This is a genomic window from Nocardioides sp. L-11A (assembly GCA_029961745.1).
Taxonomy (GTDB): Bacteria; Actinomycetota; Actinomycetes; order Propionibacteriales; family Nocardioidaceae; genus Nocardioides.
In genome coordinates this window covers 979,683-994,820 of the sequence record CP124680.1, presented here as the reverse complement: position 1 = coordinate 994,820, position 15,138 = coordinate 979,683, and the positions used below count along the sequence as shown (strand labels likewise).

Genomic DNA, 15,138 nt, shown 5'->3' with positions numbered 1-15,138 from the left:
TCCTTACGGGGTGGGGGTGGGAGTGACCCGGCGCCGGCGGCGGGCCACGGCGGCCCCGGCGACGGCGACGAGGAGGACGGCGCCGAGGACGCCGCCGATCTGGAGGGCGGCGCTGGTCCCGGTGTCCAGGGACTGCGCCCGCGTGGTGGTGCCGGCCGGGCCGACACCCGTGCCGACGGCGAGCGTCCAGTCATGGCTGGGCGCGTCCGCGCCGTAGACCTGGTGCTGGCCGTCGGGCCCGGTGGCCAGGGTGCGGTACGCCGGGTGCAGGTCGGTCAGCGTGTCGACCGCGACCGTGGCGACCTCGGGCGGGACGGCGCAGGAGAAGACGAGGTCCGCGCCGTCGGCGATCAGGTCGCCGGTCGCCTCGACCCGGCCGGCGCACTCCTGGCCGGCGGCACGGACCGTGACGTGCTCGAGGAGATAGGCCTGGACCTCCGGGGCCTGCTCGACGAGCGCTGCGTCGCCGGCGTCGTAGCTGATCGCCCCGTCGAGCATGACCCGGTCCTCGGGCAGCACCCCGAGGTGGATGCCGAGCAGGGTGAGATCGTCGGCCGCGCCGACCTTCCAGGTGACGTGGACGACGGAGGGGTCGTCGGCGCCGGCCGCGATCTCGACGGTCTGCGGATCGCCGAACGGATGCGCCGCGAGCGGGCCGGTCACGCGGCGCCCGCCAACTGCCCGACCGCGGTCGTCGTCAGCACGCCGCCGATCACCGTGATGCTGGCCGCCGCGAGCACCGGCGCGACCCGGGTGGCCGCGGCGACCAGAGCCCGCGACTCGGCGGCGCGCACCACCACGTTGCGGCCGGCCAGGGCGAGCAGGCCGACCCCGAACAGCACGGTGGCCAGACCGAGGCCGAAGGTGATCACCAGGAGCAGCGCGAACCCGGAGCGGCCGGTGAAGATACCGGTCACCAGCACCAGGAAGGCCGCCGGCGACGGCGTCAGGCCGCCGGACATGCCGAGCAGCACCAGCCCCGGCCGGCTGGGTCCGTGTCCGTGTCCGTGCCCATGTCCGTGTCCGTGCCCATGTCCGTGCCCGTGCCCATGCCCGTGCCCGTGCCCATGCCCGTGCCCGCCGACGCGGAGATGTCGGCGCAGCAGCCAGACGCCGACCCCGATCACCATCAACCCGGCGAACAGCTGCAGTGCGCTGGTGAGCCGCTCGAGCGAGAGCAGGTCGGACAGGGAGAGGAAGGTCCACGCCACGGCGACGACGAGGACCGAGACCGTGTGCATGACGGCCACGGAGACGCCGAGCCAGGCTGCGTCGCGCACCTTGCCGTCCGAGCCGACGAGGTACGCCGCGGCGAGGCTCTTGCCGTGGCCGGGTCCGACCGCGTGGGCGGCGCCGGCCGCGAAGGCGAGCAGGAAGGCCACGGGGACGAAGCCGGGCGCGCCGACCAGATCGATCAGCCGGTCATCGAGGGAGGGGACGAGAAGGGCATCGGCCAGTCGCGCCACCTGGGGGGTGGGGGGCACGGGCAGCCATGTTCACGATGCCGGGTGACCACCTCGCCCCCGCTCCGTGGCGCCGCGGTGTCCCGAAGGTAAAGAGATGGGGCCGGCCCGCCGTCCGGGGTCAGCTCAGCGGACGGCGCAGGCCGACGGCACCGTCGCGTTGGAGCTCACCGGGCGCGCGCCCGGGCTGACCTCGACCTCGATGTCGCCGTCCTGGCCCGGGCCGCCGCGCATGACGAAGGAGAGCCGGTGCCGCGCCTGGGGCGCGAGGGAGACCGCGACCCGGACCAGGTCGCGGCCCTCGAACGGGACCGCGTCGATCGACTGCGGCCGTCCGTCGACCGCCACCTCCTCGAGGCTCCCGCCGACCGGGGTCGTCAGGTAGACGACCAGCAGCTGGTGACCGGGCGCGACCCGGACCCCCGGATAGGTCGCCCCGGTGATCGCCGGCGGCAGCTGCCCGACGTCCGGCGGGGTGTCGCTGTGGAACTCGACCTCGCCGGCGATCGCCTGGCGCCCCTCGGTGCAGGAGCGGGCGAAGACGCGCGCGTCGTACGCGAGGTAGTACTGCATCTTCGTGGGTCCGGCATCGTTGAGGTACACGCCGACCTGAGGCTCGGTGCCGCCCTCCGGGGTGAACTCGCCGGCGATCGTGGTGCCCGCGATCTCCGCCTGCGCCTCGGGCTCGGTCAGGGCGAGCCGGACCCGGCCCTCCTGGACGCCGCGCACCAGGCCGGTCAGGACGGCGACCGAGTCGCCCGTGCCGTCGGCGAAGGCGTCGAAGACGGCCTCCGCCACCGCCTGCTGGTAGTCGCTGTGCACGTCCCGGTCCTCGCTGAGCCGGTAGATCTGGTTCTCGACGGCCGCGACCACCGTGTCCGCGGTGACCGCCGGGTAGCCGGGCACGGGCACCGCGCCGGTGCCGGTCAGCAGGTAGCTCACGGCCACCGGGTCGACGAAGATGACGCCGTCGACGCGGCCACCACGGGCCTGCTGCCACCGGGTGCGGAGCAGGTCCGCGGCCCGGCCGAAGTCGGGGGTGAGGGTCGCGTCGACGGGATAGACGCCGAGCAGGTCGCCGAAGGCCTCGCGCTCCTCGGCACTCAACGGCAGGATCGGCTGGTCCGAGCTCCCGAGGTCGGCGGCATCGGCCTGCTCGACGACCTCGACCTCACCCCGGTCGGCCCGGACCAGGGTCAGCGCTCCGGGGAGGCCGCCGCTGCTGCGCGCCTCGGCGTTGTTCTGCAGGACCAGCAGGAAGTGGCGCGGCCGGTCGTCGCCGATGAGCCGGGGGATCAGTCGAGCGGCACGGTAGGTCGTGCCGAGGGTCCGGCGCGCGTCCACGACCAGGTCGCGCAGCTCGTCGAACCGCTGCCGCACCGGCCCCACGAAGGAGCTCGGGTCGACCTCCGCCAGCGTGGCGTCCGCGCGGTCGAAGGCCGCCTCGCTGCGCTCGGCGGGGTCGGCCAGCCCCGCGATCGCGTCGACCGGGAAGGTGTGGCCGTCGGGACGGAACGCCTCCCCCGACACCTCCTCCGCGGCGTCGGCCAGGGGCGGGAGCCCGTCGCGTCCGAGATCGGCGAGCACGTCCGCGACGACGGCGATGCCGTCGAGGTCGTCGCCGAGGACCGGCAAACGCTCGAGCGCCGCCCAGGTCAGGCCGCCGGTGCGCGAGCGCGCGGTCTCGGCGGCGTCGCGGTACTCCGCCATCGCCCGCCGGGCGCCGTCGGCGTCGCCGCGGACGAGCGCGGCTCGCATCACCTCGGCCCGGGTGGACACCTCCGCCAGCGCCCGGCTGGTGGACCACAGGGTCCAGCCCACCCAGGTGCCCGCCGCCAGCAGCACCGCCGCCAGGACCAGCAGGCCGCGGTGCCGGCTCCGCGTCAACCGGCGCAGCCGGTGTCGCACGCGCTCGATGGGTGTCCGCGGCCGGCTGCGGCGCCGGCGGCGCCGCTCGGTCGACATGGAGGCGAGCATAGTGCGACTTCGGGCGCCGACGTGTGGCGTCCTGCGCCATCGGGCGCAGTGACCGCTTACACTTTCGACCGCCGGCCGCGTGCCGGATCACACTGCCCCCACACGCGAGGACGAGGGTCGACACTTTGGACTTCAAACAGTTCGTCGGAGTACTCCGGCGAAGGTGGCTCAGCGTCGTGGCACTCATGGTGGTCGGAGTCGGTGTCGCCTCCCTGCTGAGCTTCGTCGTCCTCACGCCGAAGTACGAGTCGAAGTCGACCGTCTTCCTCAGCGTCGACGTGCGGGAGAGCACCGACGCGATCACCGCGCTCTACTTCGCGCAGACCCGGGCCACGGCGTACGCCGACCTGGCGCGCAGCGAGGAGCTCTCCCAGCGGGTGATCGACGCGCTCGACCTGGACATGACGCCGGGCCAGCTCGCGGGCGAGATCAGCGCCGAGGTCGTCGAGACCACCTCCCTCATCCAGCTCAAGGTGACCGACACGTCGGCCCGCCAGGCCCAGACGATCAACGACGTCCTCACCGACCAGTTCACCCGCTACATCTCCGAGCTGGAGACCCCGGGTGGGACGTCGTCGGGCGAGTCGCCCCAGATCACGGCCCAGATCACCGACAAGGCGAGCTACAACCCCTCGCAGGTGAGTCCCCGCACGGCGCTCTACCTGGTGGTGGCCGGCCTCGTCGGCCTCCTGCTCGGCATCGCCCTGGCGCTCGTGCGCGAGCTGCTGGACCGGACGATCCGGACCGCCGACCACGTCAGCGAGATCACCGAGGCACCGGTCCTGGCGAGCGTCGGCTTCGACACCGACATGCGCAACGCTCCCCTGCTGACCGACCTCGGCGGCTTCGCCGCGCGCACCGAGGCGTTCCGGCTGCTGCGCACCAACCTGCAGTTCATCGACCTCGACAACCAGCCGCGCTGCCTGGTGATCACCAGTGCCGTGCCCGGCGAGGGCAAGACCATGACGGCCACCAACCTCGCCGTCGCCCTCGCCCAGACCGGCCGCAACACGCTGATCATCGACGCCGACCTGCGTCGGCCCCGGGTCGCGACGACCCTGGGCCTCGACCCGGCGATCGGTCTCACGACGGCTCTCATCGGCCGCACCGAGATCCACGACGCGATCCAGGTCCACGAGGCCAGCGGCCTCCACGTGCTCGCGTCCGGCGCCAAGCCGCCGAACCCGACCGAGATCCTGCAGTCCCGGATCACCCAGGACCTGCTGCAGCGGCTGCGGGCGTCGTACGACATCGTGATCATCGACGCGCCGCCGCTGCTGCCCGTCGCCGACACCTCGGTCCTGGCCACCATCGGCGACGGCGTCATCCTGGTCGTCCGCCATGCCGAGACCACACGCGACCAGGTGGCCGAGGCGGTCAAGCGGCTCAACCAGGTCGGCGGTCGGCTCTACGGCATCGTGGTCAACATGGTCGCCAAGCGCGCGATCGGCTCCTATTACTATTACTACTACGAGGAGACCAGCCCCGAGCGCGGCAAGTCCGGGCGCTCCGGCGGCTCCGGCGGCTCCGCATCGGGAGGCAAGCGCGCCGCGCCGCGCTGACCTCACGCACCCGGACATGACACAGGCCCCGCCACGGCGGGGCCTGTGTCGTTCGCGGGCTGTGTCGTGCGAGTCCTCAGCCGACCCGGCGCAGCCAGAGGGACGACGGCGGGTTGGGATCGTCGGCCAGCGGCACGTAGCGCGGGTGGCCGCGGCGCAGGGCCGCCTCGTCGTCGTGGCGCAGCATCGGCACCGACAGCTCGATCGGGAACTCCTTGTTGAAGGCGAGGAAGGTCTGCACCACCATCGCCTCGTTCCAGTAGACCGGCCACCGCTCGCCGAAGAGCCAGGTGTCGGCGGGATAGGGCGTGTTGAACGGGAACGGCACGTCGTGGATGTGGACGATCACACCCGGCTTGACCCGCGGCAGCACCTCGAGGAAGAGGTACGCGACGTCGCTGTCGATCTTGAGCGAGTGGGAGGAGTCGATGAACAGCAGGTCGCCCGCCTCCAGCTCCTCGAACCGCGCGGTGGGGACGTCCTGGACGAAGCCCTCGACGAGCTGGAAGTTGGGCAGCGAGCGCAGCGCGTCGAACGGGTACGGCTCGACGCAGGTGATCTGCAGCGGCGCGCCCTCCGCGGCGTTGCGGCGGCCGGCGAGCGAGGCGTAGTAGGTCGACAGACCGGATCCGACCTCGAGGTAACGGGCCGGCTTGTGCTCGCGCAGCATGTAGTAGAGGGTCCGCGCGTCGAACTCCGGGTAGCCCGGGCCGAAGCCCCGCCGGGTGTTGGCGAGGTAGTCGCCGGTCTCGGCGACGAACTCCGCCTCCCACCGCGCGGCGAGGCCGTCGAGGCGCTCCCGCATCGCGGGGAGGTCGACGTCGAGGCCCGGGAGGCCCGAAGGGCGGTCCCAGCGGGCCCGGGTCTCCTCGATCTCCTCCAGCACGGGCAGCGTCGAGTAGTAGTCGGCCCGGTGGGCGACGTTGTAGCCGAGCCAGCCGAAGACCCGGCGTACGCCGCGGATCCGGGCCCGGCGGACCCGGAAGACCACGCGGTCGAGGAAGGAGATCAGGAAGCCCGGCGCGAACCGGGAGAGGAGGCGCTTGACCCGGCCGGTGAACGGCACATGGGTGGTGCGCTCCGCCGCCGTCGGGGCGACCTCGGGAGCAGTTTCGACACTCGACATGGCCGGGATCCTACGCACCGGCGGCACCGTCGGCGGCAGACTTCGCGGACCCGGACTCCGTGACGCGCCCGGACGCCGTCGTGACCAGCACCCCGAAACCCAGGAGCAGGCAGGCGGCGACCGCCACGGCCGTCAGCAGGATGCCGACCAGCACGATGCTGTCGTTGAGTGCCGCGACCACGATGCCGGCCGCGAGCGCGGCGGCGAGGACGAACTCCACGACGGAGGCGTACCGGGCATGGTCGCGGGCCTGGAGCACCGCGATCAGCACCCGGCGGGTGCCCAGCAGGCACGCGGCGAGCACGACCCAGCGGGCGCACTCGACGGCGCCGAGGAACTCCGCGCCGAAGGTCCAGCGGACCAGCGGCTCCATCGCCAGCTCCAGCGGCACGGTGATCACGAGCATCAGCACGACCGTCAGGGTCAGCGTGCGCCGGACGTACTCCCGCTCTGCCGGCGGGTCGGTCTGCAGCACCGCCAGCCGCGGCAGCGCGACGCCGGCCAACGACATCCCCAGCACGTTGTGCAGCGCGGAGAGGGCCGAGGCGACGCCGTACAGGCCCAGCATCGTGTTGCCGAGCAGGGAGCCCACCAGGAAGCGGTCGAGCTGGAGGCCGTCGATCGGTCCGACGCTGCTCACGTGCCCGCGGCGCGCGAGGCTGCGCAGCTCGTCGCGGTCCAGGCGCGGCGCGTCCGGGCCGAGGGAGGGACGCAGGCTCCGGATCCGGGCCAGCAGCACGCCACCGCTGAACGCCAGGATGACGAACGGGACACCGACCGGTCCGAGGTTCCAATCGAAGGCCAGGCAGACGCCGAAGGCGACCACCACGGCCGCCTGGGGCAGCACCCCGGTCAGCGCGATCCGGATCGGCTCGGTCCCCTCCCCCAGCATCGCCCCCATCAGGATCCGCGCCGCCATCGCGTTGACCGCGGTGAGCACGACCGCGACGGCGAGCAGGGCCGTGTCGACCCCGAGCCGGTCGCGGTCGACGAACACGAAGTACGCCGCCGCCACCGCGCCGGCCGCCAGGCCGATCACCAGCCAGGAGCGCGCCAGTCCGCGCAGTCCGTCGCGGGCCGGGATGCCGCGCTCCGCGAGCTGCTTGGTGATCGCGTTGGGCAGGCCGCCGCCGAGCGTCAGCTGCGCGGCGACCGCCCCGAGGGTCGCCACCAGCAGGACCTGGCCGCGGCCCTCGACACCCAGCATCCGCGCGGCCATGATGCCGCTGGCCATGGTGAGCAGTTGGGTCAGCACACCCGCCCCGGCGAGCAGCCACCACGGGACCGGTCGGTGCCGGTCGGCCGCGGACACGGACGTGGCGGGGGAGGACGTCGACACGGGTGCAGGATACGGGTAACGCCGGGCCCAGGACGGTCGTTGGAGAACCCGGGCCCGATGGGTGCGCGGCGAACGCCGCCGGGCCCGCGAAAGGAGTTCCGTGAGCGCGCCGTCCCCCCAACGACCTCTCATCTTCAACCACATCCCGAAGTGCGCCGGCACCTCCGTGCGCAACGCGATCGTGGCGGCACTGCCCGCGGACGCGACGACCGTCTACCGCGTCGACCTCTCCCTCGTCGGCGGCTACGACCGGTTCGACGCGCTCCGCCCGCAGGCGGCCGCGACCTTCGTGCGCAGCCCGGAGGAACTGCCCGAGGACGGCGACTTCATCACCGGCCACGTCGCGCCCGGCACCACCCGCGCGCGGTACGACGACCGCCAGGAGGTCACGATCCTGCGGCACCCGCGGCTGCGGGTGCTCTCGCAGTGGGTGCACAGCCGCGCATTGTCCGACTTCGACCTGCGCCACTTCGGGCATGCGGGCTCGGTGGCCTTCCGGGTCGCCCGCGGCCGGCTCGGCGACTACCTCGACCACGCCATGATCGCGCCCAATATCGACAACACGATCACCCGCTTCCTCGCGTGGCCGCACCCGCTGCTGACGCCGACGTCGTTCATCGAGGACCGCCACGAGGAGGAGGTCCTCGGCGCCGCACTCGACTCGCTCGACCGCTTCGACCATGTCGGCCTGGTCGAGGACCCGCGCTTCCTGGAGCACCTGGGCGAGGCGATCGGGCTCGAGCTGCCCGACATCCGGCTCAACGAGCGGGTCTCGGTGCCGCGCCGGCGCCGCCCACGTCTCGGGCCCGAGCTCGACGGGCGCACCGAGGAGCTGCTCGCCCGGCGTACCCGCCTCGACGAGCAGCTGTGGACCCACGTCGCCCGCCGGATCCGGCCCGACTCCGATCCCGCGCAGACGCTGCAGGTCGCCTGGGAGCAGGCCCTGACGCGGTACGACGCCGCGCTGGCCGCGCCCTACGAGACGCGTCGGGTCCGGCGGGCCGCCGAGCTCGCCTACGGCACCTACGCGGCCGCCCGGGGGCTGCGCCGCCCCTGGTACTGACCCGGGCGGCGGGCCCGGTCAGCCGGTCAGGCCGCCGTCGACGACGAGCACCTGGCCGGTGAGGTAGGTGTTGCGTGGGTCGGTGAGGAACTGGCAGGCGCGGGCGATGTCCTCGGGGTCGCCGAGCCGCCCGGCCGGCGTACGACGGACGATCTGCTGGAGCTGCTCCTCGTCGAGACCGTGGCTCATCTCCGTGCGCAGGTAGCCGGGCGCGATCGCGTTGACCGTGATGCCGCGGGTGCCGAGCTCGCGGGCCAGCGCGCGGGTCATGCCCTCCAGCGCGGCCTTGGTGGCGCTGTAGACGGCGAGGCCGCGGTAGCCGGAGCGGCCGACGACCGAGGAGATGTTGACGATCGTGCCGCTGCGCCTGACCATCATCCGGCGGCTCACCTGGCGGGCCATGTAGAGCGAGCCCTTGACGTTGAGGTCGACCACGACGTCGATGTCCTCGTCGGACGTCAGCCCGATCACGCCGTCGCGCGCGACGCCGGCGTTGTTGATCAGCACGTCGATGCGGCCGTACCTCTCGATGACGGCGTTGACGAAGGCCGCGCAGTCCGCCGAGCTCGACACGTCGGCCGGCCGGAACAGGAAGCGGTCGGCGACGGCGGGGTCGCCCTGCCACTTCTCCACCTCGGGCGTGCTGCTGCGGGCGCAGGTAGCGACGATGTCGCCGTCGTCGAGATAGGCCTGCACGATGCCGGCCCCGAGTCCCCGGCTGCCGCCGGTGACGACGACGACGCGCGGCTCGGCGGTGCTGGTCTCGCTCACGGTGCTTGTCTCCTGACGATCTTGCTCCCGGTCGTGCTGACCTCGTCGACGAACCGGATGCTGCGGGGGCGGGACGCCGACGGGAGGTCGGCGCACGCCGCCCGGATGGCGGCGTCGATCGCGGTGGTGTCCGCGCCTGCGGACGCCACCACCTCCACCGCAACGATCTGACCCGTCATCGGGTTCCGCCTCCCGTAGACCCGGGCCACGTCGACGCCCGGCACGGCGCCGATCCGCTCCTCGATGACGAGCGGGTGCACCTTCACCCCGCCGACGTTGATGATCTCCGAGGAGCGGCCGAGGAACACCAGGCGGCCGTCCTCGACGGCGACCAGGTCGCCGGTGGGCCGCCACTCCTCGGGGTCGATGTCGGGCTCGCCGTAGTACCCGACCATGCCGGTCCGCGAGCGGATCCACAGCTCGCCGTCGACGACCTTCAGCGCGATGTCGGCGTCCTCGCCGCGCTCCAGCACCGCGGTCGACAGGCCGGCGCGGCGGTCGCGCATCGACCCGGTGGAGCCGAACTCGGACGCGGCGTAGACCTGGGAGACGTGGGCGTCGGGGAAGGTCGTCGCGAGCTCGCCCAGCAGCGGGCCGGGGATCGCCTCGCCGCCCAGCGTGATCTGGCGCAGGCCGGGGACCGGTCCCCCGTCAGCGCGCAGCTCGGCGAGCAGGAAGCGCCAGTACGTCGGCGTGGCGCTCGCGTGGGTCACGCCGAGCTCCCGCATGGCCGTGAGACCCTCGCGCGGACGGCGCGGCGCCGGAGCGACGAGGGTCGCGCCGGCGGCGAAGACATGGAGCAGCACCTGGAGCCCTGCGAACTGGTGCAACCCGAACGCCAGCAGCCAACGCTCGTCGGCGGCGGGCCGCACGTGCGCGGTGGTGCGGACCAGGCGGCCCCAGTCGTGCCGGACGCCGCGCGGTGCGCCGGTCGTGCCGGTGGTGAGCACCAGGTGCGGCCGGTGCGCGGGCAGGTCGCCGGGAGCGCTCTGCGCGGGAGTCGCGAGCAGCTCGGCGAGGCCGACCCGACGTACCCCGTCGGGCAGTGCGGCCCCCGGCAGGTCGTCGCGATCGGTGAGGACCACCGGGTGGTCGAAGCGCGCGACCAGCTCGAGCACCTGCTCCGCGTCGTCGGGCGGCAGCAGGCAGACCTCCACCCCCGTCGCCGCGCCGGCGGCCATCATCGCGACGACCGGCGCCGCCTCGTGGTCGGCGAGGGCGATCCGGTCGGCGCCGAGCGCCGCCAGCCCGGTCGCGGCCCGCTCGGCCATCGCGAGCAGCTCGGCGTACGAGACGCTCCGCTCGTGGGTGACCACGGCCGGCCGCTCCGGCCCGGTCTCCGCGCCGCGGCGCAGGAACTCGATCACGCGGGTCCGGGCCCGGCTCAGGCGGTCGCGTAGAACGAGACGATGTCGCTCAGCGTCTCGGGCATGGTCTCGCCCTGGAAGGGGTCGGTGCCGAACTCGTCCTCGAGGACGGCGGAGAGCTCGGCGGCCTCCAGGGAGTCCAGACCCACGCCGTCGGCGTACAGCGGCGTCTCGACGGTCATCTCACCGGCCTCGGGCTTCACCCGCGCGACGAACTCTCGAACGACCTGCTCGACCCGATCCTGCATGCCAGCGTGCTCCTCGTCTCGCCCGGAAATGGCGGGCCAACCATAGCCGCAACTCGGACGTCACGACGGGCGTTCCACCGGTAGCCTCCTCTCCCATGACCGCCGACATGCGCGTCCCTGCTCCCAGGACCGTCCGCGAGAAGATCGCCGCCCGGCTCAGGCGAAGCGTCCGACGCTGGGTGGACGGCCCCCAGCTGCGTCACTTCGACGAGCTCGACGAGCGGCTGCTCACCTTCGAGTACCCGTCCTACCCGTGGATGAAGATCGTCGAGACCGTCGAGAACGACGGCCAGCCCGTTCACGTGAAGAGCTACGCGGGCGTCAACCCGACGGCGATCTTCATGCCGGGCGGCCTGCACCACGCGAACTGGGTCACGACCGTCCACGCGCACGTCGAGAACGGCGAGTGGGTCCAGGCTCCGGACGCCATCCACAACAAGGGGCCGATCACCGTCGGGCACGACGCGTTCGTCGCCTACGAGGCCATCGTCTCCTCCGGCGTGACCATCGGCGACGGCGCGATCGTGGCCACGCGTGCCGTCGTGGTGCGCGACGTCGAGCCCTACGAGATCGTCGGCGGCAACCCCGCCAAGCACATCAAGTACCGCTTCGAGCAGCCCGTCCGGGAGGCGCTGCTGCGGATCAGGTGGTGGGACTGGGACGTCGACAAGGTCGCCGCCCACAAGGGCATCATCCACTCGCCGCGCGTCGAGGAGTTCGTGGCCGCGCACGACCCGCAGCTCGGGCCGCCCTCCTGCGAGATCTGCCGCTGACTGACTTGTTGGGCCGAGCGTGTCGCAGACGGCGCTCGCCGCCCGGGGCCTCGCTTCGCTCGCCCCGCGGGCTTCACACCGTGCCGCTTCGCGGCCGTGCGCCACGCTGCCGGCCGTGCGGCCGACCTCGGTCGGCTACTCGATCCGCTCGTACGAGCCCGGGATGATCGCCTCGCGGACCGCGACCTTGCGGGCGGGCACCCCGAACATCACCGCGCGCTCCGGGGCGTCGGAGAGCAGCACGGAGTTGGCGCCGACCTGGGCGTAGCGGCCCACGGTCACCTTGCCGACCAGGACCGCGTTCGCGAGCACGATCGCTCCGTCGCACACCGTGGGGAAGCCGTCCTCCTCCGGTGGCGTGTCCGGCTGCTTCACGCCTGCGGTGACGCCGCCGCCGAAGGTGACGTTCGCCCCGACCCGCAGGCCGTTGCCGATCACGACGCCGTTGGGGTGGGGCATCAGCAGGCCCGGGCCGACGTCCATGCCCGGCACGAAGTCGGCGCTCACCAGCATCATCCCGATGGAGCGGAGCAGGAAGGCCAGCCGGGTCCGGCCGCGGCGGACGGCGATCTGCTGGGCCCGCAGGATGACCGAGGCGACCAGGCCGGGGTTGGACACCGCCTTCATCGCGACGGCCGGCCACGACGGTCGCACGTCGGGCCGGTAGCGCAGCAGGTCGGAGAACACCAGGTCGCGGAAGCCGAGGCCCGCCGACGTGGTGAGACCCGCCACCGGACCGTCGGCCGGGGAGCTCACCGGACCGCCTCGATCGCCATCTGCGCGCCGCCCTCACCGGTGCGCTTGTCGAGTCCGCGCAGCGCGTCGTGCCGGCTGTCGGACAGGGAGCACTCCTGGGCGTCGGCGAAGCCCGCCTTGGTGAGCTCGGCGCACAGCGACGCGACGTCGTACAGGTAGCCGGTGTGGTGGCCGAAGGAGGCGATCGGCACCCGGACCAGGTCGGTGGGGTGCTCGACGGTCAGGCCGAGCGAGCGGTAGAAGCCGCCGACCTCGTCCTCGACCGAGCGGCTGCCGGCGAGGTAGAGCTCGACGTGCTTGCCGAGGTCCGGGGTCACGAGCCGGATCACGCCGCCGGGCCGCAGGCAGCGGTAGGCCTCCGCGAACATCCGGCGGCCGGCCTCCAGCGGGACGTGCTCGATCATGTTGTCGGCGTACACGACGTCGAGCGCGCCGTCCTCGAACGGCCACGGCCCGGTGGCGTCGAGGTAGTTGCGGGTGCGCGCGTTGACGTTGACGACCAGCCAGCCGGCCCGGTCGGAGAGGCCGCCGATCTCGAGCTTGATCGGGCGCTGGGCCGCCGCCGCGGCCTTCCCCATCCGCCGCTTGGCGATCGGGGTGTTGACCGCGTGCGCGGTCGCGCGGGCGGCGGCGTAGAGCCGCGGGTGCTCGGACGGGTGAAGCCTCATCGGGGGAACGCCTCCTGGGGGATCGTGGGGGCCGCTGCTCGGTCAGGCGCGCTGGCGCGAGCGAGGACGGCGTACCCGTCCCAACGAGTCGACGCCCAGCAGGTTCTCCGCGAATTCCTCGGCGGTCGCCGGCGGGATCGTGTTGGCGCGCTCCCGGTCGGGCGGATAGGCGAACACCCGGGCGATCGCGGCCCCGATGCTCGGCGCGTCGAGCTCGGCGACCTCGCCGGCGTCGGTCGCGACCAGCTCGCGCGCCCGCACCCGCGAGCCGGCGGTGACGACCGGGACCTCGGCGGCGAGCGCCTTGCCCATGATCCCGGAGGGCCCGTTGTTGGTCAGGATGATCGGTGCCACGTCGACGGACGCCACGAGCCGGTCGAGCACGTCGCCGGCCAGGAAGCCGTCGCGCACGATCACCCGGCCGCGCTCCTGCGCGGGCAGCGCCTCGGCCCAGGCCAGCACCTCGGGCGCGATCGGGCCGGCGAGCAGCAGGTCGGCGTCGAGGCCGGCCTCCCCCATCGCCTCCCAGACCAGCCGGGCGTTCTTGCGCTCGTTGATCACCCCGAAGATGCCCGCGATCCGGCGCTCCGCCGGCAGGTCGAGCTCGGCGCGGTGCCGGGCGCGGTCGCGGGAGTGCGCGTCGCACAGGTCGGGGTCGCGGGTGCGCTTCACGATCCAGCCGGGGGTCAGGTCGTCACGACCGGCGAAGCCCGCCGTGCGGTCGAGCGTGCGGGTCGCCATCGCCGCGACGGCCAGCGTCGCCTTCGGGATCCGCAGCTTCCAGCCGGTCGTGTCGCCCAGGCCCAGCTTGGCCGGGTAGCGGGTCAGCATGAACACCACGCGCGGGCGCGGGGTGATCCCGCGCAGGATGCGGGGCGCCTCGAACCACCAGCGCTTGAGCGCCTGGTCGGCGTCCATCACCACGATGGTGTGCCGCTCCCCCGGCGCGGCCGGCGCACGCCGGCACACCTCGGCCGCCGCGGCGGCCATCACGCGGGTCGCCGGCAGGACGCCATCGAACACCTCCTCGACGCGGACGTCGAGGTCGCCGAGATAGTCGCCGAAGGCCTCGTGCTCGGTGGCCCCGCGCGAGGTCAGCAGGACGACGTCCCCGCTGCGGAGCGCGACCCGGGCGACATTGGCGACGGCCTGGAACCGGTGTCCGACCGGACTCGGCTCGACGAGAACGGTCGTCATCACACCTCTCCACACCCCACGGTCGCGATCCAGGAAGGGCCGCAGCATAGCCGCACGCCGGACGGCGGACCACCGCTACGGTGTGCACCCATGGAGCAGAACCTGGGACGGCAGCTCACCTCGCGCGCCCTGCGCTCGGCGATCCAGGTCGTCGCGGACCGCGGCTTCGTCGTCCGCCGTCACCCGGCGGTGCGCCTGCAGACCCAGCTCGACGCCCGCGACGTGGACCTGGTCTTCGACGTCGGCGCCGCCAAGGGCACCTACGGCACCGAGCTGCGCCACTTCGGCTACCGCGGCCCGATCGTGTCCTGCGAGCCGATGAGCGCGCCGTACGCGGCCCTCTCGGCCGCCGCGGCCACGGATCCGCGCTGGCACACCGTCCAGGTGGGCCTGGGCGCCGAGAACGGCACGGCCGACATCCACGTCGCGTCCAACAGCGACAGCAGCTCCTTCCTGCCGATGGGCGAGCGCCACGCCGCGGCCGCCCCGCACGTCGGGTACGTGGGCACGGAGACCGTGCGCGTGCGCCGCCTCGACGACCTGGTGGAGGAGCTCCCGGTCCGCGGGGAGCGGATCTTCCTCAAGGTCGACACCCAGGGCTTCGAGCGCCCCGTGCTCGACGGCGCGGCCCGGACCCTGGCGCACTGCGTCGGCGTCCAGCTGGAGCTGTCGTTCACGACGACCTACGAGGGCGGCATGCTCGTCGACGAGGCGATCACCCGGATGTACGACGCCGGGTTCGTCCTGACCGGGCTGGAGCCCGGGTTCGCCGCGGCGTCGGGCGCGGTGCTCCAGGCCGACGGGGTCTTCTTCCGGGAGCGCTGAGCG

Annotated in this window: 15 protein-coding genes; 4 read left to right on the top strand and 11 right to left on the bottom strand. The window is 73.3% G+C overall.

The window, feature by feature from the left end; genetic code table 11:
- Nucleotides 1-3 precede the first annotated feature (3 nt).
- From QJ852_04540 to QJ852_04530, 3 genes are all read right to left on the bottom strand, one after another.
- Nucleotides 4-663, bottom strand: coding sequence for a hypothetical protein (locus QJ852_04540; GenBank protein WGX97706.1), 660 nt, complete (start codon nucleotides 661-663; stop codon nucleotides 4-6).
- The gene (locus QJ852_04535; GenBank protein WGX97705.1) at nucleotides 660-1,484 is read right to left on the bottom strand and encodes a cobalt transporter; all 825 of its coding nucleotides are present in this window, start codon (nucleotides 1,482-1,484) and stop codon (nucleotides 660-662) included. Before QJ852_04535 ends, QJ852_04540 begins: the two co-directional genes overlap by 4 nt.
- Nucleotides 1,485-1,589: 105 nt before the next feature.
- A complete protein-coding gene (locus tag QJ852_04530) occupies nucleotides 1,590-3,428 on the bottom strand; it encodes a DUF4012 domain-containing protein (protein ID WGX97704.1) in 1,839 nt (612 codons plus the stop codon).
- A gap of 35 nt (nucleotides 3,429-3,463) precedes the next feature.
- On the opposite strand from QJ852_04530, the gene QJ852_04525 reads away from it, so the two are divergent.
- Nucleotides 3,464-5,002 (top strand): polysaccharide biosynthesis tyrosine autokinase, encoded by a 1,539-nt coding sequence (locus tag QJ852_04525; protein WGX97703.1) that lies wholly within the window; start codon nucleotides 3,464-3,466, stop codon nucleotides 5,000-5,002.
- A gap of 76 nt (nucleotides 5,003-5,078) precedes the next feature.
- Here the strand turns inward: QJ852_04525 and QJ852_04520 are convergent, their stop codons facing one another.
- Both QJ852_04520 and QJ852_04515 read right to left on the bottom strand, forming a co-directional pair.
- The gene (locus tag QJ852_04520) at nucleotides 5,079-6,128 is read right to left on the bottom strand and encodes a class I SAM-dependent methyltransferase (GenBank protein ID WGX97702.1); all 1,050 of its coding nucleotides are present in this window, start codon (nucleotides 6,126-6,128) and stop codon (nucleotides 5,079-5,081) included.
- Between the two features lie 10 nt (nucleotides 6,129-6,138).
- Nucleotides 6,139-7,467, bottom strand: a complete 1,329-nt coding sequence (locus QJ852_04515; GenBank protein ID WGX97701.1) for a lipopolysaccharide biosynthesis protein — start codon at nucleotides 7,465-7,467, stop codon at nucleotides 6,139-6,141.
- 100 nt (nucleotides 7,468-7,567) lie between these two features.
- On the opposite strand from QJ852_04515, the gene QJ852_04510 reads away from it, so the two are divergent.
- Nucleotides 7,568-8,530: a hypothetical protein gene (locus tag QJ852_04510; GenBank protein WGX97700.1), complete on the top strand. Its 963-nt coding sequence runs from the start codon at nucleotides 7,568-7,570 to the stop codon at nucleotides 8,528-8,530.
- Between the two features lie 18 nt (nucleotides 8,531-8,548).
- Here QJ852_04510 and fabG read toward each other — a convergent pair whose 3' ends face one another.
- Genes fabG through QJ852_04495 form a run of 3 tightly spaced genes read right to left on the bottom strand, consistent with a single transcriptional unit; the run spans nucleotide 8,549 to nucleotide 10,916 of the window.
- Nucleotides 8,549-9,301, bottom strand: coding sequence for a 3-oxoacyl-ACP reductase FabG (gene fabG, locus QJ852_04505; GenBank protein WGX97699.1), 753 nt, complete (start codon nucleotides 9,299-9,301; stop codon nucleotides 8,549-8,551).
- Nucleotides 9,298-10,668, bottom strand: coding sequence for a class I adenylate-forming enzyme family protein (locus QJ852_04500; protein ID WGX97698.1), 1,371 nt, complete (start codon nucleotides 10,666-10,668; stop codon nucleotides 9,298-9,300). The genes fabG and QJ852_04500 overlap by 4 nt, the downstream gene beginning before the upstream one ends.
- A gap of 17 nt (nucleotides 10,669-10,685) precedes the next feature.
- Nucleotides 10,686-10,916 (bottom strand): acyl carrier protein, encoded by a 231-nt coding sequence (locus QJ852_04495; protein ID WGX97697.1) that lies wholly within the window; start codon nucleotides 10,914-10,916, stop codon nucleotides 10,686-10,688.
- Between the two features lie 95 nt (nucleotides 10,917-11,011).
- On the opposite strand from QJ852_04495, the gene QJ852_04490 reads away from it, so the two are divergent.
- Nucleotides 11,012-11,689 carry a CatB-related O-acetyltransferase gene (locus tag QJ852_04490; protein WGX97696.1) on the top strand — a complete coding sequence of 226 codons (678 nt, stop codon included), beginning with the start codon at nucleotides 11,012-11,014 and terminating at the stop codon, nucleotides 11,687-11,689.
- Nucleotides 11,690-11,824: 135 nt separating this feature from the next.
- Here QJ852_04490 and QJ852_04485 read toward each other — a convergent pair whose 3' ends face one another.
- The 3 genes from QJ852_04485 to QJ852_04475 are packed head-to-tail and all read right to left on the bottom strand — an operon-like array spanning nucleotide 11,825 to nucleotide 14,310.
- Nucleotides 11,825-12,445 (bottom strand): hypothetical protein, encoded by a 621-nt coding sequence (locus QJ852_04485; protein WGX97695.1) that lies wholly within the window; start codon nucleotides 12,443-12,445, stop codon nucleotides 11,825-11,827.
- Nucleotides 12,442-13,113, bottom strand: coding sequence for a methyltransferase domain-containing protein (locus QJ852_04480; protein WGX97694.1), 672 nt, complete (start codon nucleotides 13,111-13,113; stop codon nucleotides 12,442-12,444). The genes QJ852_04485 and QJ852_04480 overlap by 4 nt, the downstream gene beginning before the upstream one ends.
- A 42-nt stretch (nucleotides 13,114-13,155) precedes the next feature.
- The gene (locus QJ852_04475) at nucleotides 13,156-14,310 is read right to left on the bottom strand and encodes a hypothetical protein (GenBank protein ID WGX97693.1); all 1,155 of its coding nucleotides are present in this window, start codon (nucleotides 14,308-14,310) and stop codon (nucleotides 13,156-13,158) included.
- Between the two features lie 90 nt (nucleotides 14,311-14,400).
- On the opposite strand from QJ852_04475, the gene QJ852_04470 reads away from it, so the two are divergent.
- Nucleotides 14,401-15,135, top strand: a complete 735-nt coding sequence (locus QJ852_04470) for an FkbM family methyltransferase (GenBank protein WGX97692.1) — start codon at nucleotides 14,401-14,403, stop codon at nucleotides 15,133-15,135.
- Nucleotides 15,136-15,138 lie beyond the last annotated feature (3 nt).

What these genes read in the sequence shown, in the direction of transcription:
- QJ852_04530 (WGX97704.1), bottom strand. Translation starts at nt 3,428, where the DNA reads ATGTCGACCGAGCGGCGCCGCCGGCGCCGCAGCCGGCCGCGGACACCC.
- QJ852_04520 (WGX97702.1), bottom strand. Translation starts at nt 6,128, where the DNA reads ATGTCGAGTGTCGAAACTGCTCCCGAGGTCGCCCCGACGGCGGCGGAG.
- QJ852_04495 (WGX97697.1), bottom strand. Translation starts at nt 10,916, where the DNA reads ATGCAGGATCGGGTCGAGCAGGTCGTTCGAGAGTTCGTCGCGCGGGTG.
- QJ852_04490 (WGX97696.1), top strand. Translation starts at nt 11,012, where the DNA reads ATGACCGCCGACATGCGCGTCCCTGCTCCCAGGACCGTCCGCGAGAAG.
- QJ852_04480 (WGX97694.1), bottom strand. Translation starts at nt 13,113, where the DNA reads ATGAGGCTTCACCCGTCCGAGCACCCGCGGCTCTACGCCGCCGCCCGC.
- QJ852_04475 (WGX97693.1), bottom strand. Translation starts at nt 14,310, where the DNA reads ATGACGACCGTTCTCGTCGAGCCGAGTCCGGTCGGACACCGGTTCCAG.
- QJ852_04470 (WGX97692.1), top strand. Translation starts at nt 14,401, where the DNA reads ATGGAGCAGAACCTGGGACGGCAGCTCACCTCGCGCGCCCTGCGCTCG.